This window comes from Bradyrhizobium centrosematis, assembly GCF_045571495.1.
GTDB lineage: Bacteria > Pseudomonadota > Alphaproteobacteria > Rhizobiales > Xanthobacteraceae > Bradyrhizobium > Bradyrhizobium centrosematis.
In genome coordinates this window covers 727,699-750,406 of the sequence record NZ_CP120703.1, presented here as the reverse complement: position 1 = coordinate 750,406, position 22,708 = coordinate 727,699, and the positions used below count along the sequence as shown (strand labels likewise).

Sequence of the window (22,708 nt, the reverse complement as noted above, 5' to 3'; positions counted from 1 at the left end):
AGGGGACGCTCGATGCAGCGGCTAGGGACCGCACTTGACCACCGCTGTGCGCAGTGGCCGGCCGACGTTCGAGCGAAATGGCGAGATGAGGCCGCTTTCTGGCGACCAAAGGGATGGGGCTTGGATGCGCCTTGTGCGCGACGCACGCGACGGGACCCTGCATGCGATCAGTCCCGTTCGGTGCGCTGGGGCTGACGATTCCAGTTCAGCGTCCAGACCGACTTGTCGTCGCCCGACTGGAAGAGATTGGCACGGATCGGCCGCGGCAGCGTGGGATCGTCGATGACGAGCGAAACGTAGTCGCCCGCCTTCTCGCCGGTGCGCTTCCAGCCCGCGCCGATCTCGGGTCCTTCGCCATCGCCGAGGCGAATGCGGTAGTCGGGCGCGTTCTCAGCATCCGAGGATTCGGCCGGGACGAGGGTGAGAATTCGCTCGAAGAAAAGCGTTTCAATGCGCCCGGTGAAACCGGACTTCTCGCGGGTGAACTGACCGATTTGCGCCATGGAAGTCTCCTTGCTTGCTGGGTTGGGAAGCGGGTCAATGGGTGGCGGCACGCCAGACGAAACGACCGTCACCGACTTCGTCCGTCCAAAGCGGGATCGCGCGCGCGACGATCGAGCTGATGGGCAGTGAGCCGAAATAGCGGCCGTCCAGGCTGTCCGGGACGGTCGGGTTCATGAGGAAAACCTCGCCCGGCTGGAGCGTGGTGCATCCGCTCCAGCGCGGCAGCGGACGGCCAAGATGGTCGCGATCGTGAGCGGCGCCGACTTCGACATCATCGACGGTGATGGTGTCGCCGGACCGGCACACGGTCTGCCCGGCCAGCGCCATCACATGCTTTAGAAGCGGCACACTCTTTGGCAGGAAGCCGCCATCGGCGAGGAAGCTCGCGAACGGCTCCGGGAGCCGCACCACGACCAGTTCCAAATCGCGCAGCTCTCCAACGGGATGCAGCGTGTAAAATCCTGTCGGCGTGCTCGCGGTGGCGTTCCAGATCAGCCGCGGCGCGGGATGAACGAACACCACGCCACAGGCGGCGAGCATCACGATGTACGTCAGAACGACGTAACCGAAGCGAGTCATGGCGTGACGCTCCGGCGCTTGAGCCAGGCAACGTGCTGCTCGCGCGTGTAGGCGCGTGGTACGTGGCCGGCGGCGAGGCGGTTGTGCAGATGCCGCCAGTATTCTGGGGCGGCGTCGGCTGGATCGATGGCGAGCGCCTCGATGGCGTCGATCGCCTGCAACACGCGCTCGACCTTCGGCCAGCTATCGACGCGCAGCAGTATCTCGCCGCCGGGCCGCACGAAGGGCAACGTCTGATAGCGCTGGCCGGCCTCCACCGCGCGCACGATGTCCATGCGCGAGACCACTGTGCCGTAGTCGTTGGACGCCCAGCGGACGAAGCCAAAGATGCTGCCCGGCGCGAAGCTTGAAACGCTGCGGCGGCGGTCGAGGATCTTCTCTTCAGCGCGACGGCCAAAGCGCAGCCAGTGCTCGATCCGCTTCTCAATCCAGGTTAGTTCGACATGGGTGAGCGCAACGTCGCGTCGATGCGAGGACGGCACGGCACGCGGCGGCAAGGCCTCGTTGTCGTTCATGACGGCTCTCCGGTGTCGGTGGGGAACTCGCGCGCCAGCATCTCGCGGAGCATGTCGGCGACGGTGACACCGCGCTGGAACGCGGCGACCTTGATGCGGCCCCGCAGCGCTGGGGTGACGTCAATGGTCAGGCGCGCGGTGAATGCGGCCCCGTCATCCACACGGTGCGGCGGCGCGTCGCTGGCCTTGATCCAGCTTTCGGCGTCGCCAGGTCGCGAGACGAAGCCGCGTTTGGTGGAACGCTCGCTCATGGCGCGAACCTCGCGACCTCAGCGGCGAGCGCCGTGATCTCACGGGCGGCGGGGCTCTCATCGGCGAGCTCGAAGACGAGCCGGCCGGACTGCGCTGCGTCCGCGAAGGCGACGCGCTGACCGATGGTGCTCGCGAGCACCGGCGGATCATGATCGGCGAGTGTTTCAGCTGTCTCACGGGCGATGATCGTGCGTGCGCCGCAGCGATTGAGCACAAAGCGAGCGGCGAGCTGTGGACGATAGATGCGGGCTTCGCGCAGCAGATCCAGCATCTCGGCCGATGCCCAGCCATCGAAGGGCGAGGGTTGGACGGGGATCAGGACTAGGTCGGCCGCCAGCAACGCCGAGCGCATCAGTCCAGCGACCCGCGGCGGCCCGTCAATGACGACGTGATCGGCGGCGCGCGCGATCTCCGGCGCCTCACGATGGAGCGTGTCGCGGGCAAGACCAACGACGCCGAACAGCCGTGGAACGTTCTCCCGCGCCCGTTGCTGCGACCAGTCGAGTGCCGAGCCCTGCGGGTCGGCATCGATCAGTGTTACGCGCTTTCCGCGCAGCGCCCATTCGCCGGCGAGGTGCAGGGCGAGCGTCGTTTTGCCGACACCGCCCTTCTGGTTGAGCAGCGCAACGATCATCGCTTGCCTCCCGTCTTGGGCTCGGGAGGCGGTAGAGATTGTTCGCTTGGGCGCTTGGTTGGCGGCTCAGCATGCCCGTCGGAGTTATCCGCGAGACGCACGGGCCCACTACAACAGTTAGATTCTAAGTTAGACTCTAAGTTACGGCCCGAGATCGTCGCGTCGTGCCAAAGCGTTAGCTGTGATTTGCACTCCCGAAATCCCGATACCGGCACGCCCGAAGTCCCGATAGCGCGAACGCCCGAAGTCCCGAGCTGATCCACAGCGCCATCCACAGGTGCTGTGGATGACTTGCGCGGCAGGATGTGCAGCAGCTCATGCCGATCCCTGCGCTCGATGAGCAGGCGGTAGCCCGGCAGCGGCTGACGGGCAGCGATCCGGCGAAGATCAAAGGCGAAGTCAGCGAGCTTGGCGAGGCTGCCGGATTTCTCGTGGAGATGTGCAACCTCGAACAGCCAACCTCTCGGTTGGCGGCCGGCATGCTTGCGTGCGACGCGGTACAGCCAGCGCTCAATGCCGCCGGTCAGCCGGAAGTACGCCGGATCGATGGTGAGAACGAGTGAGCGATCGATGACGCCGCGATAGAACCAGTCGGGGAGGACAAACTCCATGCCTTCGACGCGACCGTCGGCCCTTGCGCATTCTTCCCATTCGTTGATCCAGGAGAACTGGTGGCGCCGCCAATGCTCGCCGTGCCTAATGCTGGTGCGGATGACGGTCGCCTGCAGGCGGGCCAGCGCCCCCTTGAGCAGCTTGTAGTCCCGCGCGCCGGTCTGCCTGCCGACTGCAACAAGAAGCTGGTAAGGGGTGAACCGCAGGAAGCGCGAGGTCCTCAAGCCGAGGTTCTCAGCCTCGACAATCTGGCTCGCCGCCCAGATCAGCACGTCGGCGTCCCAGATCGTCGCCATGCCGTGCTCGGGAACTGCATAGACTTCGACGCGGACGTCGCCAGCCGCGTAAAGGATCGGCCTCGTGCGCTTGGCCTTGGCGAGCGAGAAGAATGGCCGCTCCATCAGATCGCGCTGATCGCGTGGGCTGGCGTCGCCCGTGGCGACGATGAACGGGTCGAGCTTGCTTCGCTCGCTGGGTACAATGAGGCGGCGCGACGACATGGGCGAGCGTTGCCTTAGCGATGCGCATTGCCGGCGGCGCGGGCCTCGACGTAGCGAGGATCCGACGTTGACGTGCAGGCGGCCTGATCGGCCCATGCCTCGAGGTCGCCAATGGCGTAGACGACGCGACCGCCGAGCTTGCGGAACGTTGGGCCGTTGCCGTGGCAGCGGTACTTCTCCAGTGTGCGCGGCGAGAGGCCAAGGAGGCGCGCGGCCTCGGGGGTGCGCACGTAGCGCGTAGTGAGCTGCGCGGTCCGATCGAGCATGGGAGATCTCCGTCTTGCCTTGAAGCGCCGCAGCCAAGTCGCGGCTTGTCGGGGCCAGAGTGGCGGAGAGTTTCGGCGTTAGGGGTGGACGAAAATTCGCGTGGGATTGTGTCCCCCCATAGTAGCAACCGGGCGAAGCCAAGCGTTGCTAACGAGGCGTGGGTTAGCTCATCAGGGCGAACGGATTGGAGAGATCGAACTGCTAGTCAGAGCCGCGCAGGAGTTTCAGATAGCCGCGCTCGACCAGGGCTATCGAATCATGAATGAGCCGATTTGCTTTGCGGCGGGCATGCGAATCCTTCCACTCGACCGAGCGGCGGTGGGCATGGTCGGAGGCGAGCACCTTTGCCGCTACGTCTCGGGGGCCGCCGCCGAGGTCGTGAACGTCGAATGCGTGAAGGAGCTGGATCAATCGCCGTTTCTGGAACGACGTCAGCCGCAAAGCCGCCGGCAGAAGACCGGTGCGCTGGCCAGCAAGGCGGCGCGCGAAGTAAAGCGCCACGTCGGCACGCAGTTCGCCCATGCTGTCGAGCGGCAGAAGCACGGCAGGGCGCCGCGCGGCCTGTTCGTCGCGCAAACGGACATGCAGCTCACCCGAGCCGTCGGCGATCACCAGTTCACGACCATCAGCATCAGGCTGCTCAAGGAGCGGTTGCCCGAAAGCGCTGCGATCAATCGAACGGGGAATATCAAAGCCAGGCGGCGCGGGCTCCAGGATCAAGGTCCCCGGTGATGCCTCCGGGAGCCAAATGGCTGGCTCTGGCCCAACCGGAGAGACAGGGTCATGGGCGACACCGCAACCTCCATCGACGTGCGAAACTCATTCGGATGGTTTCGGGATCAGCGCCCTCGCGCGCGATCTGGCGCTCAGTGCGGGCGAAGTCGCGGCGGTAATCAGCATTGCGGCGAAGGAATTCGAGGGCGAAACCCGGGCGTTCGAGACGATTCAGGCGTTCAATCATCTCCGGCGAGCGCCAATACTGTGTGGGCATGGTGTCCTCTTGCTTCTTCACGTTCCGCGCTCCCCAGCGAAGGCCACGGCACGATTAGAAAAGAGGGCTCGGCAAGCTAGACCTCGAAGTTGCATCACGCGTGATCGCAACTCGCGTGACAGGAGCAGCTCACTGCATCCTGGGTTCCAACAAATGCTGATATCCGGCGTCCGTCATCCATCGTGCGCGGGCCAGATGGCTGTCATGGACGATTTTGGCACGATCGGGTTCTCGCGCGGGATCGAGACCGAAGAGCACTTCAACGACCTCACGCCAATCGGCGCCCTCTTCTTCGGCCATTAGCAACCGAACGTAGATTGCAAGATGTTTCTCGTCGTAGGCGTTCACGCGATCGGTTTGTGGCGGGCGATCCTGAAATGGCAGTTCGTTCATTGCAATCGTCTCCCCCAGCATCAAAGCAATGCCGGACATTCATTTGACGGCAGGAACTTTGCAACCTCGCGAAATGTCGCGCGACCCAGACTGTGATGCATAGGCCGCATCACGGCGTCCCCGCAAGGAGCAAACGACAACTTGTCAGGGCTTATGAATAACACGGCCTCGTACGAATCGGAACGATCGTTCCTGGAACGATCGTGCCGATGTGAGTTCCCTTGTCGCCATGGATCTCAAGGAGGTCATGGCGATCAATCTGCGTCGGATACGCCATGTGAAGAAGATGACGCAGGAGGAATTGGCCGATAGCGCCGGACTAAGCGTCCGTTACGTCGGCGCAATCGAACGTGCCGATGTGTCGGCCAGCGTGACGGTGCTCGGCCGGATCGCGCAGGCGCTAGGCGTCGAAGCCGTTGACCTGATCAAGCGCACGACAGTTCATCCTCATCGTACGCGATGACAAGATGCGCTTGCGCGATTGAGCTGACAACTGACTTTGGATGCTACCGTTGCGCGGAAACGAGAAGCATCATCGGGCGCTCCAACTCTTCCTCGAGTCCAGGCGTTTGTGTGATCTGCTTGGGGGACGGGGCGAACTCTTCGACGGCCAGGATCCGGAAGCCAGCACGGATCAATGTGTTGAGCGTTGTAGCGATGGTCCGGTGATACTTGATTACGCCTTTCGCAAACCAGTCGGTCTGGCGCTCACCTTCGATCGAATAGCAATTGACTGGCCAAGTCTTGCGCCCGTCCTCGTCGGCGATCCAATGCGGATGGACCGCCGCCATGAAGATCGGATGCTCGATGGTGAATACGATATGCCCGCCAGGCACGAGCGCCTGGTGGATCAGGCGCACGAGACGGCTGAAATCCCTGATATAGTGGAAAGTGAGAGCACTGTAAGCGAGGTCAAAGGCTGTCGCCGGCAATTCCATCATCTCCAAGTCTACGACCCGATATTCGATTTCTGGATCGTTGGTATCCGCCTTTGCCCGGCTGATCATGTTTTCGGAGAGGTCAAGGCCGAGCACCGAGTCTGCGCCTTGCTTGCGCATCCAGCGCGATACCCAACCGAAGCCGCATCCCAGATCGAGGACGCGCTTGCCGGAAACCGTTGGCAACATCGCGCGTATGGAAGGCCATTCAGGCGCACCGTCCAGACCGCGAATTTGTCTCGGAAGCTGGCTGTAACCGGCGAAGAAATCGGGATTGTCATAGATATTCTGTGCCATGGTGTTCTCCATCTGCTGAGATGGGACGAGGCACAATCACAAACCCGAAAACCTCGTCCGCGAGGGGCGAGGCCGAGCTTGGCGATACGCTTGATCAGTTAGCGCGATCGACATCCCGGCATCCCGCCTATGGGAATGCCGGCAAATCGGGAAACAATATGGGTGTCCTTGTCGATCATGGCTTGAACATCCCCTAATCAGTTGCTCTGGTCAAGTCATGCGACATAGTCAGCGCCAACAGCAGCTCTCGCGCGACATCGGCACACTCGCAAATGCCAACTTGCGCGCGATCGGCTTCCTTCGCTCCAAATAGATGAGGCAACGCCAGCCTATGCGGAACAACGCAAGATGCGTGGGCGCCAGGTCTGCCCGGCCAGTCCTTCATCATGGCGATGCCCCGCCCGGACCAGCCGGGCGAGGCATCGTGGATCTGCTCAGTCGCTGTTGCGACGGCTGGGGCGAGACCAGATCAGGCTGAAGCCCTCGCCGTTCTCATCGTCGAACAGGTTGGCGAAGATCGGAGCGGTGAAGCTTGGATCGTCGAGCTTAAGACCGAGGTAATCGCGGCCCTCGTTGGAGCGCTTGGACCACCCGGCCCCAATCTCAACTCGGCCGACAAAAACCCGGTGACTCGGAGCGTTGTCGCCGGAGCGGCTGGTTTCGGGGACGATCCGCACGTTCCTGGCCTGGAGCGAGAGGGTCACGATTTCGCCATTGAATTCGTTGTTGCCGGTCTTCTTGAAGGTGCCGATCGTCGCCATTGTCGTTCTCCTTGATCTCTGTTTTCCGAGCCCGCACCTTGCGGCCTCGATGGTGATCGACAGGCCGGAGGCGATCGACGGCGCACCCCGCAGGGGCTCGACAGCAAAGGAGCAACTTTCTTGTCTCGCGCGAGGAATGACGGCGCAGCCGGCAGGGGAAGAAAGTTGTGACGCCGCTGTTGCGCCTTAGGCGATCGAGGCTTCAGCCGGCCTTCGGCCAGATCAATCCATCAAAGAGGCCGTTCGGTGCGCCTCGGCCTGACAGAGCCGGCATCAGGGAGAACCTGGCGACTTCGACAGCACCGAGAGTCCGGCAAGTGAATTCAATGGTGGCGGGCGCCCTCTCCTGACAGCAACGGACGGATTTGGCGTTCGTGATCGCGCCTCGGCGGGACGGCCCGTTCACGCTTGTTGTCGGCCATATCCTTGAGACGACACCGCTTCGTCCATGCCTCCATGATGACATGACGACGCTGGCCCTTGCGACGATCGCTCAAGCTTCGTCAGCCAGATCGGCCTCATCCGACTCGGCGATAAGGACCGCGTGCATTTGGAGATCTGATCCAGTCCCGCCCGTCGATGTGAAGCTACAGTCCGCTACCATTACCCGGCAGGTCCGGGTGCGGTCATTCCAGTGATGCGGATGAATATCGTGATGCTGACGGCGATGGCACCCACGACAGCAAATATCGTCTGCCAGATCGGTGCAGCCATCGCCATCAGCGCGATTCCACGCGTAACGCTGTCACTGGCGACGGCAGAGAGCGCGCTGTAGAGAAAGATGAGCGCCCAAGCGAGCTTGGCCGGGAAGACATCTTCGCCCACCCGGCCGAGTCGGGAAACGGACTAACCAGGCACGACGGCAGTCGAGCATATGGTGATAATACCGATACCCACCGCCACCCCTCCAACCGCGAGTTGTAGAACACGATTGACCCACGAGAGCATTCGTGCCGAGATCACTAAAGGAACTGCGATGACCGATGAAAGGGCGGCCATACCAATCATCGAGCCGATCCCGAACAGAAGCATGTAGAGCAACGCGTCGCGACTATTGGGCGCCTGGGAAACGGTAAGAACCAGCAATGCCGCGGAGCCCGCCATTCCGTGCATGAGCCCGACAGCCAGCGTCCGCCAGCGGATACGATGTTTGTGGTCATGAGGGCTCATGCCATGCATCACGGTCTCCCCGATATGGCTATGCAGATGGAAGTGATCAACGCCACTACCATGTTGATGACGATGGAAGTGGATCCGTTCACGCCACAGCCGCCACAGCACGTTGCCTCCCAACAAGATCAACATGACACCGACGGCCGTCTCGAGCGGCCGTGTTAGACTTGCCGGAATTGCATATCCAAGGACCAAAGCCGCCCCTGAGAATAGGAACAGAGTAATCGTGTGACCCAGCCCCCAGGTCGCGCCGTGCTTGACGATCTCAACGACGTTCGTGCGGCGTGCTGCAATGCTCGACACCGCAGCGATGTGATCAGCTTCGAGCGCGTGCTGCATGCCCAGCAACAATCCCAGCCCCAATACCCCGAACATGGCAACTCCCGTACGTTACGAGGCGAAGACTGCGTCTCTTACCCGTTGACCTTCCCGTCGAATCCAATCGTACCACCCCTCGAATCCTGTACCGCTCCTTGCCGAAAGCTGAATGACCTCGATATTCGGATTGACCTCCCTGGCGTAGCCGACCGCGCGATCGACGTCGAAATCCACATGCGGCAGCAGATCAATCTTGTTCAAGATCATGAGGTTCGCCGACTGGAACATGTGCGGATATTTGATCGGCTTGTCTTCGCCCTCGGTCACGGAGAGGATGACGATTCGCGCATGTTCGCCGAGATCGAACATTGCCGGACAAACAAGATTGCCGACGTTCTCGATCATCACAATCGACCCGGACGGAGGACGGAGTTCCGAAATACCGCGGGCGATCATGTCGGCCTCGAGGTGACAACCCGTTCCCGTATTCACCTGCACCGCAGGAGCGCCGGCGCGCCGAATGCGTTCCCCGTCATTCGCGGTCGCTTGATCTCCCTCGATCACAAAAAGATCGGCCTCATGGTGCAAGTCACGTATCGTTCGCTCCAGCAGCGCCGTTTTTCCTGCGCCCGGAGAACTCACCAGATTCAGGGCCAAGATCTCGCGGCCAGCAAACCATGCCCTGTTCTTGGCTGCCAAGGCATCATTCTTCGCGAGAATCCGGGCCTCCAGGTCAACCACTGTGATCGCGCTGTGTGCGTGCTGATGGTGCGCATGGAGGTGGTCGTGAATATGATCATCGGCACCATGATCATGATGATGATGGTGATCGTGATGTTCGTGGCCGTCGTCGTGAGAATGCGAATGCCCGTGATGGTGTTCGTGCGAATGGGTGTGAGCAACGCCGTCGGCATGAACATGAAAGTGATCATACGCGTGTTCGTCCGGGCCGGATCGGTCAAGGGTCGCCTTGTCTCCTGTCTGGAGATTGAGAACCGTGGCTCCCGCCTTGGCGCCGCAACCACAATGTCCGCACATCAAGCAGCCTCCTCTTCGATTTCCATGCTTTTGATGCTCAATTCCTCACCTTGCAGGCGGGTAAACTGCCGCGACCCGCAAGGACACGGTGCGAACAGACTTGCCTGCTCGAATTCCGATCGGCATGCCGCACAAAGCGCCCGTCCGCCGACCCGCCTGATCTCGAGCGCGGCGCCGTCAAGCGGCGTCCCTTTGGCTACGGTCTCGAAACAGAACGCGACCGCCTCTCCCATCACACCGGAGAGGTCTCCAATATCGACGGTAATGCGGCGAACCTTGCGACCCTTGGCCGCGTCGCTGACGATCGCCACGATATTGCGGGTAATGCCGAGCTCGTGCATGGGCCCTCTTCAGCAGATCCGCGGCAGCTGCTCGCCGACCAGCATGTCGACCATTCGATGGCCGCCGAATATCGTGCGCATCGTGACGCGACGTTCCTGCTCCGAGAAGACTCGACCGATACGAGCGGAGCTTTCGCCAAGCGGATGTCTCCGCATTGCCGCCAGCGCCGCTTCCGCTTCATCGTCCGGAACGACAACGACAATCTTGCCTTCATTGGCGAGATACAGCGGATCGAGCCCGAGAACCTCACAGAAGGCCTTCACTTCCTCGCGGATTGGCGTCATGCGTTCCTCGATCTCGATGGACACACCTGAGCCATCCGCAATCTCGTTCAGTACCGTTGCGATCCCGCCACGCGTCGCGTCGCGAATGAAGCGCGTACTCGGTGCTGCGGCGAGGATGGAGCCGATCAGCTCATGCAAGCACGCGCAATCGCTTTCGATCGGCGTATCTAGCGCCATGTCGCCGCGGGCACAGAGGATGGCGGCGCCGTGGTCGCCGAGGAGCCCGTTCACGAGCACCGCGTCACCCGCACGAGCCTTGTCCACGCCGAGAGCAAGCGAAGCGGGAATGGTCCCAATTCCCGTCGTCGTGATGAATATCTTGTCGCAGGCACCCCGGGGTACGACCTTCGTATCGCCGGTGACAATTCGAACCCCGGCCTGCGCGGCTGTCCGCGCCATGGAATGCGCAACCTGACGCAACAGGTCGATCGACACGCCCTCCTCGATGATCACAGCGCAGGAGAGATACATCGGCATGGCGCCACCCACGGCGAGATCGTTCACGGTCCCGCAGACCGCAAGCTTTCCGATGTCTCCGCCGGGAAAGAACAGGGGATCGACGACGAAGGAATCGGTCGTGAAGGCGAGCCTGTCGCCGTGCGCCTTGAAGGCGGCGAGCTCGAATCGCGCCTGGTCCTCGAGCGGCTCGCACGCTTGCTCGCCGAATGCCGCCAGAAACACATCGTCGATCAGGTCCTTCATGGCCTTGCCGCCGCCGCCATGAGCGAGCGTCACGGAACTGACATTGACCTTGCCGAGCGTGCGAGCCTTGACGAAGGGGACGATATTCATACGACCTCCGCTTGCCGCTTCTGACCGCCATACTGGTAGTAAGCCGCGCAGGCGCCTTCGGAGGACACCATCAGCGCGCCGAGAGGCGTTTCGGGCGTGCAGGAGGTGCCGAACACCTTGCACTGCCACGGCTTGAGCGCGCCTTTCAGCACCTCTCCACACTGGCACGACTTGGGATCGGCGATCCTGACGTTCGGAATGGCAAATTTGCGCTCGGCATCGAAATGCGCGTAAGTCTCACGCAGCCGGACACCGGAGTGATCGATCGATCCGAGACCGCGCCATTCGAAGAACTCACGCAATTCGTAGACCTCGGCCACCGCACGGAGAGCTGCGTTGTTGCCCTCATCCGGCACGACGCGGGCATACTGGTTCTCGACCTCGGTCCGTCCTTCCCCGATCTGCTTCAAGAGCATCCAGATGGATTGAAGGATGTCGAGCGGCTCAAATCCGGCGACCACCATCGGCTTTCGATAATAGTTGGCGATGAACTCGTATGGCGCGGTGCCGATCACCATCGACACATGGCCCGGCCCCAGAAAACCGTCGAGTTGCAGGCCGGGACTATCAAGGATCGCCTTGATGGTCGGAACGATCGTGATGTGATTGCAGAAAACCGAGAAGTTCGAAATGCCCTCGCTCTCAGCCTGCAGGATCGTCAACGCCGTCGACGGCATGGTGGTCTCAAAACCGAGGCCGAAGAATACGACCTCCCGATCGGGATTGCGCCGCGCGAGTTCAAGCGCGTCCATCGGCGAATAGACCATGCGAACGTCCGCCCCGTCCGCCTTCGCCTGTAGGAGGCTCTTCCGTGAGCCGGGAACCCGCATCGCATCGCCAAAGGTGGTGAAGATCACCTCTGGATTCTCCGCAATCGCGACGCAGTCGTCGACCCGTCCCATCGGGAGGACGCAGACCGGACAGCCGGGGCCGTGCACCAGTTCGATCTGCTTGGGCAGCATGCCTTCTAGGCCGTAACGGAAGATCGAGTGGGTATGCCCGCCGCAAACCTCCATCAGGTACAGCGGCCGCCCTTCCGGAAGCCTCATGCGGGAAACCAGCGCCTCGATCTCGCCGATCAGCACGCGCGCCTTTTCGCCGTCGCGGAATTCGTCGACGTATTTCATGCGGCCGCTCCCTTGGTTCGCGCCGAGCCCCGGTCGTCGGCCAGCAGCGTGTGAACAAGATCCCAGAGGATATGGTAGGCGGTCACATGGCATTCCTGCGTGCGGTGGATCGAAGTTGTCGGGACGACCAGGCAATGGTCCAACATGCCCGCACTTTTCATCTTCCCGCCATCGCCGCCCGCAAGCCCGATCGTCACGATGCCCATCTCTCTGGCCTTGGCAAAGGCGGCCATCAGGTTTGAGGAATTGCCGCTGGTGGAAATTCCGATGAGCGCATCACCTTTCCGCCCCTGCGCGACGATCTGGCGGACGAAGACGTGCTCGAACCCAAGGTCGTTTCCGACGGCCGAGATCATGGCGAGATCGGCGACGAGGTTCATGGCGGCCAGCGCGGGCCTTCCCGCCGTGATCGGATGGACGAACTCGACGGCGACGTGCGAGGCATCGCAGCTCGACCCGCCATTGCCCATGGAAAACAGCCGCCCTCCACTGCGGTAGACATCCGCAATCGCCTTCGCCGCCGAGACCAGCACCGCCGCGTTCTCGGCAAAGAAGCGTGCGTTGGTCTCGCGCGAATCGCGGGCTTTCTCCTCGACCGAGAGCATCAGAGCGGCATCGAGCCGTGCCGGTTCCTGCTGTTGGCCGTGCAGAAACGGATAGAGGCCCTTGAGATCGCTGTTACCTGACATGACGCTACCCTCCTGCTTGGGCTGCCGAACGCTTTATGGCTTCGATCTCGGCCTGGGCTTCGCCAAGCTCGGTGAGAATTTTCAGCGTTTGCGCGGCTTCTTCCTCGTCGATACGGCTCATCGCGAAACCGACGTGCACGAGTACCCAGTCGCCAAGACAAGCCGCGACAGGATGATCTTCGCTCACGATACAGGCGATGTTGACCTGTCGCTTGACGCCGCTGATGTCGACGGTTGCAAGCTTGCGCGTCTCGTCGTCGATCCTTACGATCCGCCCGGGAATACCGAGACACATGCTGGATTTCCTTCCCTCGAGTTTTCGTTTGTTTTCATCAGATGCGCCGCTCCAATGACGGCCTGGCCGAGAGCGAGGCCACCATCATTGGAGGGAACGCGCGCATGCGAGAGCACGGTGAACTGCTCTCGCTCCAGCCGGCGCGCGACCTCCTCGAACAGAATGCGGTTCTGGAAGCAACCGCCCGTGAGCGCGATCGTGGAGAAACGTCGTTTGCCCTCCTCGGAAGGCGCCGCAAGCTTGCGTGCCATCGCAGCAACGGCTTTGGCCAGTCCCTTATGGAACCGTGTGGCCATCACCGGAGCTGGTGTCTTCAGGATCAAATCGCCGAGCACCGCATGCCACATCGCAAGCGGCTCGATATAGGGCAGTCCTGTCCCGGCGAGGTTTGGCACCGTGAGCGGATAGGCCAGCGCCTCGTCCTCGTTGATCAGGAGGTTCTCATCGACCATGGCTTCCAGCCGCGCCGCCGCTTCTCCCTCATAGGACTGCACATCCCGGCAGATGCCGAGAGCGGCGGCCATAGCGTCGAACAGGCGCCCGCAGGACGATGCCAGCGGTGCGGCAACCCGGTTGCGCACCATTGCATCCAGCATCGCACGCGGCTTTGCTTCCAGATACGAATAGAGGTCAAGCTCCCCGAAATTCATCGTCAGCTCGGGCCAGCTCATCTCCGCCATGAGATGCGCATAGAGATTGCGCCACGGCTCGCGCACGGCCTGCGCGCCACCCAACATCGGAATCGGCTTGAAGGTGCCCCCTCGCTGGTAGCTGGCGTAGTCGGCGAGCAGGAACTCTCCGCCCCAGAATGTCCCATCTGCGCTCCACCCCAAGCCATCAAGAACGATCCCGAGGACCGGGGGGGCATGAAGCGGATATCCGTTCTCCGCGAGACAGGCCGCCACATGGGCGTGATGGTGCTGCACCTCGATCAGAGGCAGCCCGGCGCCTGACATGCGCCCGCGGGCAAGCTTCGAGGACAGATATTCTGGATGCATGTCGGCAATCAGCGCCGAAGGCTTATGTTCGAAGAGCGAGGCATAGAGCGCAAGGTTCTTCTGGTAATCGTCGAAAGTGGCGACATCCTCCAGATCGCCCTGGTGCTGCGACAGGATCGCTGTGCCATCCTTGAGGAGACAGAAGGTCGCCTTCAGTTCTCCGCCCATTGCGAGCAGATCGGGGGCGGCCTCGAAACCCTTGGGTAAGGCCAGTGGCGCCGGTGCATATCCTCTGGCGCGCCGCAGCGACCGCGGCCGGCCGGCCACGACTCGAACCACGGAATCGTCGACCCGATTGGCGATGCGCCGATCGTGGGTGAGCGCGAAGGTCGCAATTCCGGCGAGGCGCTCCTTCATCTCTGCGTCCCGGATCACCTGCGGCTCGCTGGATAGATTGCCGCTGGTCATCACGACCGGCCGATCCATCCGCCGTAGCAGCAGCACGTGCAGTGGCGTCGCTGGCAGCATGAACCCAAGCGTTCCCAGTCCTGGCGCGATGTCGTCCGGAAGGCGCTCCGACCCATTCGCGCGCAAGAGAAGAATCGGCGTTGCCGGGCTGGTCAATTCGGCGGTCTCGCGTTCGTCGAGAGTGCAAAACCGGCGGATCATCTCGATGTCCCTGGCCATCAGGGCAAACGGCTTGCCGTCTCGCTGCTTCAGCTTACGTAACAGCCTGACCGTGTCCGCTCGTGTGGCATCGCACGCGATCTGGTATCCGCCGAGCCCCTTGATGGCGACAATTTCGCCCTTCTGGATCAGGCTGCACGCTGCATCCACATCGTCGAGCATGGAGAATTGCTCGAACGTGAAAGATCGCCCATCCAGCCGAACCAGCTTCGCCCTTGGCCCGCAGGCATGACAGGCAACCGGCTCGGCGTGAAACCGCCGGTCAGAGGGGTCGCGATACTCACGGGTACAATCGGCGCACATGGCAAACGCTGCCATCGCCGTCTTCACGCGATCATAGGGGATGCCCTCAACGATACTCAGGCGCGGCCCGCAATTGGTGCAATTGGTGAAGGGATAACGGAACCTGCGCGCGAAGGGATCTGTCGTTTCGCGCGCGCAATCGGCGCAGAGTGCTGCGTCCGGGGCGATCTCGGTATGCGCGCCGCCGTGCAGGCTGTCGACGATCGCAAAGTCGTCACGCAACACGCTCGCGCATAATTGTATTTCGATTCCATCGATCCTGCTCAGGGGGGGCGGGTTCCCGACGATACGGTCGACGAGCATGTTAATGATGGTCCGTTCCCCGCGCGCACGAACCAGCACACCCTCACCGTCATTGAGCACCTCGCCGCCCAGACCCAGCTCGCGGGCATGGCGCCAGACCGCAGGCCGGAAACCGACGCCCTGGACGCGCCCCCGAAATCGGATTTCGAAGCTCTCGACGAATGTCTGCGCCACGACGGGGTTGAGCCTGCTCATGGCGCTTTTTCCCAGAGCAAGATTCGATTGTTGCCGGTGTCGGCGATCGCAAGCGTTTTGCCGCAAGCCGAGGCAGCATACGGCCAGCAAAGGCTGTCGCGGCAGGCTGCCCGCCAGCGATTGTCACCCTTGTCGGCAAAGCTATGCTGAGCTGCCAGCCCGGTGGCCGGAGCATCCATCGCCAGTTCCTGAAGATCAAAACCAAGCAGCCGGGAATTGGCGGTATCGCAGACCACAAGTTGGTCGTCCCAAACGACAAGACCATACGGCATGCTCATCGCACTCGATGAGGGATCGTACATGCTCCGATTGTGGTCAGCGCGAGCGAAATCGTCTTGACCCAGCACGAAATCACATGGCGTCCCACTAAGCTCAGGGAAATTTCGCCACATCATGACGCGATTGTTGCCGGCATCCGAGATCGCGAGCATCCTATCGTGGCAGGCAATGCCGTGCGGCCATCGCATGCCGATTGCGCAAACATCGCTGCCGGCATTGTCGTCACGGGTCACGAAGTCGCTCTGGCCGAGGACCAGGTCGGCCGGCGCTCCACTGGCCTTTGGAATATCGTTCCAAATCAGAACGCGGCGATTTCCGGTGTCGCAGACGATCAGCCTTCCATCGCAGATGGCGATCCCGTAACACCAGTTCAGCGTATCGCGCCCCGGCACGGCGCTTCCGCGATTGGCGAGACCGGAGGTGAAGTCGGCCTGGCCGAGAACCACGTTGGCGGGCTGGTTTGAGTGCGACGGATAGCCGTTCCAGATCAGGACGCGGTGATTCCATGCATCGGCTACAGCCAGGATACCGTCGGCTGCGGCGACGCCCGTCGGGAAATTGAGGGTGTCCGGGCCGATCTCGCGTTTCGCGTTCCGCCCTTCGCGCGAGAAGTCGGCTTGACCGATCAAAAGGTCGGCCGGCGCCTGATCGTCGGACGGACAGTGGCTCCAGATGAGGAGCCGATGATGGCCGCTGTCGCAGACGAACAGACGCCCGTTGTCGTCGAGGCACACCCCGCGCGGGCCAAACAGCGTATGCGCAGACGGAACGATCGATTGCGCAAGCCCTTCCGCCGTCGCTTCTCCACCGAGGATCACGCGAGCCCCGTTCGCCGACAGAAAACGACGTGGCACATGATTGTCGCGCATCTTCGCGCGCGGCCTATGCAAGCGGATCGTAGCGGCTGAGGTGATCATGGCTATGCCGTTATCCTCACCTCGACCTTTGCTCCGACGATCCTGACCGCGTGCGGCTGCAACTGAACCTCCGGCGCCGTCAAGCACTCCCCGCTCGCAAGGTCGTATCGGAATCCGTGATGAGGACAGATGATGATCCCGCTCTCCACCTCACCGTCATGGATCGGAAATCCCAGATGCGCGCAGGCGTTTTCAAAACAGGTGATTGACGCACCGTCGCGATAGAGGATGACCTTGCGGTTTTCCAATGACATCGAACGGACGATGCGGTCCGGAAACTCCGACAACATGCCTGCCGGTATCCAGTTTCCTTCGGCGTTCAGCGCAAACGGGCTGATGAACCGGACCGCGCTCTCGGCGTCTGCGCTCAACCCCTTGATCTGAACGACTTCGGTGATCTCTGGGCAGACGTCCTGGAGGGCCTTCTTCACGCCTGCATGGAACGTCAGTGTCGAGGCGGGACAGCCGTCGCATGCCCCCTTGAAGCGAACCTCTACTTTGGGCGGGCGTACGCCGACGAGCTCCACGTCACCTCCGTGCGACTTCAGCATCGGACGGACGCCGTCGAGCGCCTGTTCGACACGCTCGTTGAGGCTCGCCTTGAGCAGATTGTAGCGGCGGAGCACCGCATAGACCAACTCGTCTGACGCAGCGCTCTTCATGGCCGCAAGTGCGGCAGGATCGGCCTTCAGGGCCCGTATCAGACGCCGGAACGCTTCCGCGTTGAGCGCCTCAATTGCCAGCTTGTGGGCGGCAACCACGGACCGCGGCTCCTCCTCCCAGGTCGCAACGATTGACTCAAGCCGTTCGATATCGCCGATGAAGCCGGCGAGATCGTCCCTCAGCGTTGGTGTCAATTCATGCGCGTTCATGGAATCTCGCGAGCGAGCGCCTCGTTAGCGGTAGCGAAGGTTTCGGAACAGATAGGGCTGCAAGCCTCCGCCGACTGCAGCAGCCAGAGCCGCGGCAGCCCACACCGGTGCACCGGCGACGGCAAGAAGGACGAGCAGCACCGCCGTCACCACCACCCCGATCGCGATTTGCCCATAGGCCTTGCCCGGTTCAGCAAACAGCTTTCCCCGAAAGAACAGGGAAATGGAGTTCTGTGTCATTGCCCACATGGTTCGCTTCCTCAGCCGATCATGGAAAGAACAAGGAGCCCGGCGAATACGCCGGCGACTCCGGCCAGCGGGCCGTAGAAGCCGCCGAGCAGCGCTGCCAGCTCTTTGCCAAGCACTTTGCCACCGACGATCACGCCACCGACCATTCCTCCGGCGACGGAGGCGATTACGCCGAGGCAGAGACTTAAGGCGAAGATCGCCGGAGATAGAGACACGCTCATTTGCAAAGGATCCTTCGGTTGAATGGTTACGAAAGCAGGGTGGAAGGGCGATCGAGGACAGCTGACAGCTCCATCAGCTCGCGCTCGACTTGCATCAACGCCTCGCCGACGATCTGGGCTCGTCCCAGGTCTCCATGGACAGTAAATATCTCGCGCGCTTCCCGGTAATACATCAGCGCCATCGAGAGGTTCATGCCATTGCCGACTTGCGAGTCCTCCGCATCACCAGGCAGATTCCAAAGGCAGTTCGCCTTGTTGGAGATCGTGTTCGCGTATTCGATCGGCATGGTCTCGCGCGTACGGACCTTGAGTGCTTCGTCATAAGCCTCGATCGCCCGAAGATTGTTCTCGATCACGTGACTGGACGAGACGTATTGCAACGCGTTGCCGAGGTTGTTCTGCAGCATGGCGTACTCGACGGGATCGTCGACCAGCGTGACCACTTTGAGCGCTTCTTCGAACGCCTGCACGGCCAGCGCCTCCCGCATCTTCCCGCGCTCGTCCGTCATCGGCATCGAGAGAAAGGCGGTCGCCAGATTATTCTGAAGGATCGCGTACTCCTTCGGGTGAGTGCCGCGCGCGAAAGTGCGAAGCGCACGCTGATAGGCGGCGATCGCATCCGTGATCTTCGCCCGGCCGGCGCCTGCAAGGCTCTGCAGGCAAAGGCCGAGATTCATCTCGGCTTCCGCGACCTCCTCGGGCATGCCTATTTCGCCGAGTAAGGGAATGACGTCCTCGAAAATGAAGCGCGCGCTCTCGAGTGATTTCGTTCCCTGCTCCGGGATTGCCTGCAACGCAGTCGCCTTGCGGGCGAGAATGCGGCCGCGCAGCAGGCGTGCCTCCTGCGGCGGACAGATCGTCAAGGCTTTGTCGTAGAGCTCGATGGCCGAATTGATTTCATCCGCAGACTGGGGGCGCGCCTGCAGCCCCATTGCGATCTCCATGAGCATCTCGGCCCGCTCGGTTGGCGTAGCCGTTTCAGCTTCAGCCGCCTGCAAGGCTGCACGGAATTGATCGCTTGCGAGAGCTGCCCCCACCGTCTTCTCCCGGGTCCAGCGCGCTGGTTGAAGTCACGCGCGTCATTGATCCGGGTCAATCATGCGACCAAATTTGCAATCTGTCTACTCAATAAGCGAATTGTAAACTTAGTTTGCAAACCGAAGCGCGCCCGCGACGATCAGCGCTCCCTCCGCGCTCGACCATGCTGCAGAGAATTCGCTCTCGCGCGCAGGACAGTTGTTATCTCGAAAGAAGTCCGGCGCGTGCACGACACGATCACCCGCGATGTTGCGAACCTTGAGCAAGTATCCTCCGGCGGCCGCGTGGCGGACCGGAAGGATGCAGAGATCCTCGTCGCGCCGCAGCAGAACGATGGCATGAAGACCGTCGAAGAAACGGGCGCAGACGTCGCTGGAAAGATAGAGCGAGCCATCCTTGATGAGGATCGTGCAGTCAGACATCAGCGCCTCAACATATACGACAGGCGCATCTGAACGAGGTCCTCGATCCGGTCGGCAACTTTCGAGACTGCCCAGGACACGGGCTTAGAGAGCGACAGGCCAAGGTCGAGCTGTTGGGCTTCGATCAGGAAAACAACGACGTCGTCGGGAAATGCCTCGCGAAAGATCGCCTTTCCGGCAAATAGTGCATGATCCCAGCGGAAGTCGTGAAGATTGAGCCCGGGCTCATAACGCTCCGTCAACTCGCTGCCGGGCACTTGGAAGATTGCGCCGGGCGATGACCCGGACCGGCACGCATCGACGATGATCAGCGTTCGACAGCCGCGAGCCGCAAACATGGTCGCCATTCCATCCGTCCCCGCGTCCAGCAGGCGAACGCCGGGCTCTTGAACGAAGGATCGTGTCTTGAGCAATTTCAGAACGGCAAGCCCCGCCCCATCGTCCGAGCGATTGGGATTTCCACACGCGACGACCGCAATCATAATCCGGCCTTTTGAACAGATGCTGGCCCTACGCCGCCAAAGAATGATCCCCGGCGTATTAGCATGACAGCTTTTCCGGGCGCGCGCGATGCGGTCAGGGCCCTCAAATCCGCCAAAGGCTGCAGGACCAGTCCGGCTCGACCGGCACGTTCAGTTCTGGCAATTCGCAGAACCGCCGATGCACTTTGTAATACATGCAAGTCTCGCAAAGTTGGCTGATGCCTCCATGCTCGACCGGTCGGAGCGTAAATCCCGCGATCCTGAGCTTTGACTTCAGATCGTTCCCGGCTCCCCGCAGGTCCGACACAAGCTGCTGAACCTGTTCATGGCTATCCGCCCGGGGAAAGACGTTCGTCGCGAACCCGGAAGCCAGCACGCCGGCGATTTCGCTCCGTAACTCTTCGTCGTTGTCGGCGGTCGTCATCACGCGCGCCTCGCGTTCGCTCAGATGCGCCACAATCGGCACCACCAGTCCGGGTCGACCGGCACCGAGAGTTCGGGCAAGTCACACCATTTCCGATGGACGAGGTAATACATGCACTCCAGGCAACGTTGCCTGTCGGGCCCATAGGGGTGATCGAGGAAGCCGGAGATCACCAGTTTGGCCTCGAGATCCTTCGGGTCGAGCTGACGCAGTTGCAGCAAAATTGCCGCAAACTCCTTATCCGTCTCAGGGAACGGCTCGACTTGAGTCTCGAGCCCACCTGCGAGCATATCCGCGATAGTTTTCAGGATAGCCCCGTTTTCGGACGCCATTGCGTGCCCCGTCATTCGACGTAGTGATTCAATCTGCTTCGTTCGGTCCATGATAGTGACCGAACGAAGTCCATTGATGCAATCCGGTGACTTACGCGATTGGGATCAAGCCGTTCTGAAGCGCGCGAGCTCCTCTCCCGTCTTTGCATCATGGGCGTGAACGGTACAGACGAGGCAAGAATCGTAGGAGCGGCAGACATGGCCGACCTCGACAGGATCGGTCGGATCCTTGATGGGCGATCCGATCAGGGCCTGCTCCATCGGTCCTCGCGTGCCGTCAGCTGCCCGTGGCCCAACGTTCCAGGTCGTCGGAGCAATGATCTGGTAATTCTTGATCTTGCCGTCCTTGACCTCGATCCAGTGGCAGAGAGCCCCGCGGATCGCCTCGGTCGCGCCCCATCCTCGTCCATCCCGCTCGCTCGGCTTGATATACCAGGGATCGTTCAGGCGGAATTCACGAAGCGCGTGTTCGGCCTGCCGGTAGAGCTTCACGCCTTCATGCATGCGGGCAAAATGCCTCAACATCACGCTGGCGCCGCCGAGCTTCTTGTACATGTCGAGCACCAGCGGATCGTAATGTTGCCAGGACTCGCCATGTTTGCCCCCGGCGATCAGCTGCCGCGATAGCGGTCCTGCCTCGAGGCGTCCGTTTTCGTCATGCCGGACCGCGGTTGACCAGGAATATTTGCCCCCCATATCGACGGCATTTTTCTGGGTCGGCACGGTCTTGCGGTCGAATGGATGCAGGCCGCCGGGCTCGTCGTACCATGCGTGCGCAGTGTCTTCCCGCGTGAACTTCTGGTCCATCAGCTTGAAGGCATCGGTATGACCGTCATAGACGCCGCTCTTCATGATCAGGGCGGCATTGCGGCCATCGATCGTTGGCTTCTGGTACTTGTCTTCGTGCGGCAGATATCCCCATGACACGAAGCGCCCGTGACCATGGCCATATTTGTCCATGCCGCAGTCCAGGCTCATTCGCCAGAACATGCCAAGGTCTGAGTTGGCATGCTGCGGCTTCTCGTCGAGCCAGGCCATGAAGTCGTCGTAGCTTTTGATCTCCTCGTAACGCTCGAGCGAGCAGCCGAGCCAGACCTTCTCCATCCATTCGCGACGGAAGTACTCGAGGATCGACCAGGCTCGCGTCACGTCGGTGAGCGTCGGCGCACACATCACGCCGCCCGGGACCATGTAGCTCGAGTGCGGCCACTGGCCGCCCAGCAGAGCATAGATCTCGACCGGCTTGCCAGAGATGGTCACTCCAATTTCGTAATTCGTCCCGGTGAACGGCGCGTAGCGCTTGACCGCCTCCTCGTAATATTTCGAGCCCGAATAGTTCTTGTGGGTGTAGTCGATCATGAAGAGCCCGTAATGATGGCGCGGAAGGCTCTGCAGGCTCTCGACCAACTGGCCGAGATTCCGCGCCAGGATCGCATTGCGCGGCACTTCAGTCTGCCACGCCGTGTCGAGCGCCCAGGCGGCACACGTCAGGTGCGAGGCGCCGCAGATTCCGCAAGCTCGTGGCGTCACCACGAGACCGGCCTGAGGATCCTTGTCACGCAAGATGATTTCGAACCCGCGGAACAATTCGGCTTGTGTCCAGGCATCGACCACGATGCCGTCCTGGATATTGACACGGACGTCGAGGTCGCCTTCGACCCGACCAACCGGCGAGATGTCGAGTGTTTGTACTGCTGATGGCATGAGGTTTAGTCCCTAATAACTGGTAGCGAGAGCAATGGGTG

Annotated in this window: 32 protein-coding genes; 1 reads left to right on the top strand and 31 read right to left on the bottom strand. The window is 61.6% G+C overall.

The genetic code is table 11. The features are described 5' to 3' along the window. Window positions 1-167 precede the first annotated feature (167 nt). The 10 genes from P6U31_RS03555 to P6U31_RS03510 all read right to left on the bottom strand — a co-directional run bounded on the left by P6U31_RS03555 (window position 168) and on the right by P6U31_RS03510 (window position 5,247). Complete coding sequence (locus P6U31_RS03555; RefSeq protein WP_407186887.1) at window positions 168-503, bottom strand: DUF736 domain-containing protein; 336 nt, start codon at window positions 501-503, stop codon at window positions 168-170. Window positions 504-537: 34 nt separating this feature from the next. Continuing rightward, window positions 538-1,083, bottom strand: coding sequence for a S26 family signal peptidase (locus P6U31_RS03550; RefSeq protein WP_407186886.1), 546 nt, complete (start codon window positions 1,081-1,083; stop codon window positions 538-540). Beyond that, a complete protein-coding gene (locus tag P6U31_RS03545; protein ID WP_407186885.1) occupies window positions 1,080-1,598 on the bottom strand; it encodes a DUF2840 domain-containing protein in 519 nt (172 codons plus the stop codon). Before P6U31_RS03545 ends, P6U31_RS03550 begins: the two co-directional genes overlap by 4 nt. Then, entirely contained in the window at window positions 1,595-1,849 is a 255-nt protein-coding gene (locus tag P6U31_RS03540; protein WP_407186884.1) for a hypothetical protein, read from the bottom strand. Before P6U31_RS03540 ends, P6U31_RS03545 begins: the two co-directional genes overlap by 4 nt. Further along, on the bottom strand, window positions 1,846-2,484 hold the full coding sequence (parA, locus tag P6U31_RS03535) for a ParA family partition ATPase (RefSeq protein WP_407186883.1): 639 nt from the start codon (window positions 2,482-2,484) through the stop codon (window positions 1,846-1,848). Before parA ends, P6U31_RS03540 begins: the two co-directional genes overlap by 4 nt. After that, window positions 2,481-3,596: a replication initiator protein A gene (locus P6U31_RS03530; RefSeq protein WP_407186882.1), complete on the bottom strand. Its 1,116-nt coding sequence runs from the start codon at window positions 3,594-3,596 to the stop codon at window positions 2,481-2,483. Before P6U31_RS03530 ends, parA begins: the two co-directional genes overlap by 4 nt. Window positions 3,597-3,610: 14 nt before the next feature. Beyond that, on the bottom strand, window positions 3,611-3,862 hold the full coding sequence (locus P6U31_RS03525) for an AlpA family transcriptional regulator (RefSeq protein ID WP_247532350.1): 252 nt from the start codon (window positions 3,860-3,862) through the stop codon (window positions 3,611-3,613). Between the two features lie 202 nt (window positions 3,863-4,064). Then, window positions 4,065-4,583, bottom strand: a complete 519-nt coding sequence (locus tag P6U31_RS03520; protein ID WP_407186881.1) for a DUF2285 domain-containing protein — start codon at window positions 4,581-4,583, stop codon at window positions 4,065-4,067. 61 nt (window positions 4,584-4,644) lie between these two features. Then, window positions 4,645-4,875, bottom strand: a complete 231-nt coding sequence (locus tag P6U31_RS03515; RefSeq protein WP_407186880.1) for a transcriptional regulator domain-containing protein — start codon at window positions 4,873-4,875, stop codon at window positions 4,645-4,647. A gap of 108 nt (window positions 4,876-4,983) precedes the next feature. Further along, window positions 4,984-5,247, bottom strand: a complete 264-nt coding sequence (locus tag P6U31_RS03510; RefSeq protein ID WP_407186879.1) for a DUF2285 domain-containing protein — start codon at window positions 5,245-5,247, stop codon at window positions 4,984-4,986. A 229-nt stretch (window positions 5,248-5,476) separates the two neighbouring features. On the opposite strand from P6U31_RS03510, the gene P6U31_RS03505 reads away from it, so the two are divergent. Further along, window positions 5,477-5,710, top strand: coding sequence for a helix-turn-helix domain-containing protein (locus P6U31_RS03505; protein WP_407186878.1), 234 nt, complete (start codon window positions 5,477-5,479; stop codon window positions 5,708-5,710). Between the two features lie 43 nt (window positions 5,711-5,753). Here the strand turns inward: P6U31_RS03505 and P6U31_RS03500 are convergent, their stop codons facing one another. The 21 genes from P6U31_RS03500 to P6U31_RS03400 form a co-directional block, all read right to left on the bottom strand. Next, on the bottom strand, window positions 5,754-6,482 hold the full coding sequence (locus P6U31_RS03500) for a class I SAM-dependent methyltransferase (RefSeq protein ID WP_407186877.1): 729 nt from the start codon (window positions 6,480-6,482) through the stop codon (window positions 5,754-5,756). Window positions 6,483-6,916: 434 nt separating this feature from the next. Continuing rightward, complete coding sequence (locus tag P6U31_RS03495) at window positions 6,917-7,243, bottom strand: DUF736 domain-containing protein (RefSeq protein ID WP_407186876.1); 327 nt, start codon at window positions 7,241-7,243, stop codon at window positions 6,917-6,919. A 603-nt stretch (window positions 7,244-7,846) separates the two neighbouring features. After that, window positions 7,847-8,068 (bottom strand): hypothetical protein, encoded by a 222-nt coding sequence (locus tag P6U31_RS03490; RefSeq protein WP_407186875.1) that lies wholly within the window; start codon window positions 8,066-8,068, stop codon window positions 7,847-7,849. 21 nt (window positions 8,069-8,089) lie between these two features. Continuing rightward, entirely contained in the window at window positions 8,090-8,791 is a 702-nt protein-coding gene (locus P6U31_RS03485) for an urease accessory protein (RefSeq protein ID WP_407186874.1), read from the bottom strand. 15 nt (window positions 8,792-8,806) lie between these two features. Next, entirely contained in the window at window positions 8,807-9,772 is a 966-nt protein-coding gene (gene hypB, locus P6U31_RS03480) for a hydrogenase nickel incorporation protein HypB (RefSeq protein ID WP_407186873.1), read from the bottom strand. Further along, window positions 9,772-10,113: a hydrogenase maturation nickel metallochaperone HypA gene (locus P6U31_RS03475; RefSeq protein ID WP_025038302.1), complete on the bottom strand. Its 342-nt coding sequence runs from the start codon at window positions 10,111-10,113 to the stop codon at window positions 9,772-9,774. Before P6U31_RS03475 ends, hypB begins: the two co-directional genes overlap by 1 nt. A 9-nt stretch (window positions 10,114-10,122) precedes the next feature. Next, entirely contained in the window at window positions 10,123-11,190 is a 1,068-nt protein-coding gene (gene hypE / locus P6U31_RS03470) for a hydrogenase expression/formation protein HypE (RefSeq protein WP_407190077.1), read from the bottom strand. Next, window positions 11,187-12,317 (bottom strand): hydrogenase formation protein HypD, encoded by a 1,131-nt coding sequence (gene hypD, locus P6U31_RS03465; RefSeq protein ID WP_407186872.1) that lies wholly within the window; start codon window positions 12,315-12,317, stop codon window positions 11,187-11,189. The genes hypE and hypD overlap by 4 nt, the downstream gene beginning before the upstream one ends. Further along, window positions 12,314-13,006, bottom strand: a complete 693-nt coding sequence (locus P6U31_RS03460; protein ID WP_407186871.1) for an SIS domain-containing protein — start codon at window positions 13,004-13,006, stop codon at window positions 12,314-12,316. Before P6U31_RS03460 ends, hypD begins: the two co-directional genes overlap by 4 nt. 4 nt (window positions 13,007-13,010) lie before the next feature. Further along, window positions 13,011-13,301, bottom strand: coding sequence for a HypC/HybG/HupF family hydrogenase formation chaperone (locus tag P6U31_RS03455; protein WP_407186870.1), 291 nt, complete (start codon window positions 13,299-13,301; stop codon window positions 13,011-13,013). Further along, the gene (gene hypF / locus P6U31_RS03450) at window positions 13,271-15,727 is read right to left on the bottom strand and encodes a carbamoyltransferase HypF (protein ID WP_407186869.1); all 2,457 of its coding nucleotides are present in this window, start codon (window positions 15,725-15,727) and stop codon (window positions 13,271-13,273) included. The genes P6U31_RS03455 and hypF overlap by 31 nt, the downstream gene beginning before the upstream one ends. Continuing rightward, window positions 15,724-16,923: an NHL repeat-containing protein gene (locus P6U31_RS03445; protein WP_407186868.1), complete on the bottom strand. Its 1,200-nt coding sequence runs from the start codon at window positions 16,921-16,923 to the stop codon at window positions 15,724-15,726. Before P6U31_RS03445 ends, hypF begins: the two co-directional genes overlap by 4 nt. Before the next feature lie 2 nt (window positions 16,924-16,925). After that, window positions 16,926-17,795 carry a NifU family protein gene (locus tag P6U31_RS03440; protein ID WP_407186867.1) on the bottom strand — a complete coding sequence of 290 codons (870 nt, stop codon included), beginning with the start codon at window positions 17,793-17,795 and terminating at the stop codon, window positions 16,926-16,928. A gap of 24 nt (window positions 17,796-17,819) precedes the next feature. Further along, window positions 17,820-18,044 carry a hypothetical protein gene (locus tag P6U31_RS03435; protein WP_025038310.1) on the bottom strand — a complete coding sequence of 75 codons (225 nt, stop codon included), beginning with the start codon at window positions 18,042-18,044 and terminating at the stop codon, window positions 17,820-17,822. 11 nt (window positions 18,045-18,055) lie between these two features. Next, window positions 18,056-18,265 (bottom strand): hypothetical protein, encoded by a 210-nt coding sequence (locus tag P6U31_RS03430; RefSeq protein WP_025038311.1) that lies wholly within the window; start codon window positions 18,263-18,265, stop codon window positions 18,056-18,058. 26 nt (window positions 18,266-18,291) lie between these two features. After that, the gene (locus tag P6U31_RS03425; RefSeq protein WP_407186866.1) at window positions 18,292-19,263 is read right to left on the bottom strand and encodes a hypothetical protein; all 972 of its coding nucleotides are present in this window, start codon (window positions 19,261-19,263) and stop codon (window positions 18,292-18,294) included. A gap of 147 nt (window positions 19,264-19,410) precedes the next feature. Next, window positions 19,411-19,725, bottom strand: a complete 315-nt coding sequence (locus P6U31_RS03420) for a hypothetical protein (protein WP_407186865.1) — start codon at window positions 19,723-19,725, stop codon at window positions 19,411-19,413. After that, window positions 19,725-20,207 carry a hydrogenase maturation protease gene (locus tag P6U31_RS03415; RefSeq protein WP_407186864.1) on the bottom strand — a complete coding sequence of 161 codons (483 nt, stop codon included), beginning with the start codon at window positions 20,205-20,207 and terminating at the stop codon, window positions 19,725-19,727. The genes P6U31_RS03420 and P6U31_RS03415 overlap by 1 nt, the downstream gene beginning before the upstream one ends. A gap of 103 nt (window positions 20,208-20,310) precedes the next feature. Further along, on the bottom strand, window positions 20,311-20,631 hold the full coding sequence (locus P6U31_RS03410) for a hypothetical protein (RefSeq protein WP_407186863.1): 321 nt from the start codon (window positions 20,629-20,631) through the stop codon (window positions 20,311-20,313). Between the two features lie 20 nt (window positions 20,632-20,651). Then, window positions 20,652-20,963: a hypothetical protein gene (locus P6U31_RS03405; protein ID WP_025038316.1), complete on the bottom strand. Its 312-nt coding sequence runs from the start codon at window positions 20,961-20,963 to the stop codon at window positions 20,652-20,654. A 105-nt stretch (window positions 20,964-21,068) separates the two neighbouring features. Beyond that, window positions 21,069-22,667, bottom strand: a complete 1,599-nt coding sequence (locus tag P6U31_RS03400; RefSeq protein ID WP_407186862.1) for a nickel-dependent hydrogenase large subunit — start codon at window positions 22,665-22,667, stop codon at window positions 21,069-21,071. Between the last annotated feature and the right edge of the window lie 41 nt (window positions 22,668-22,708).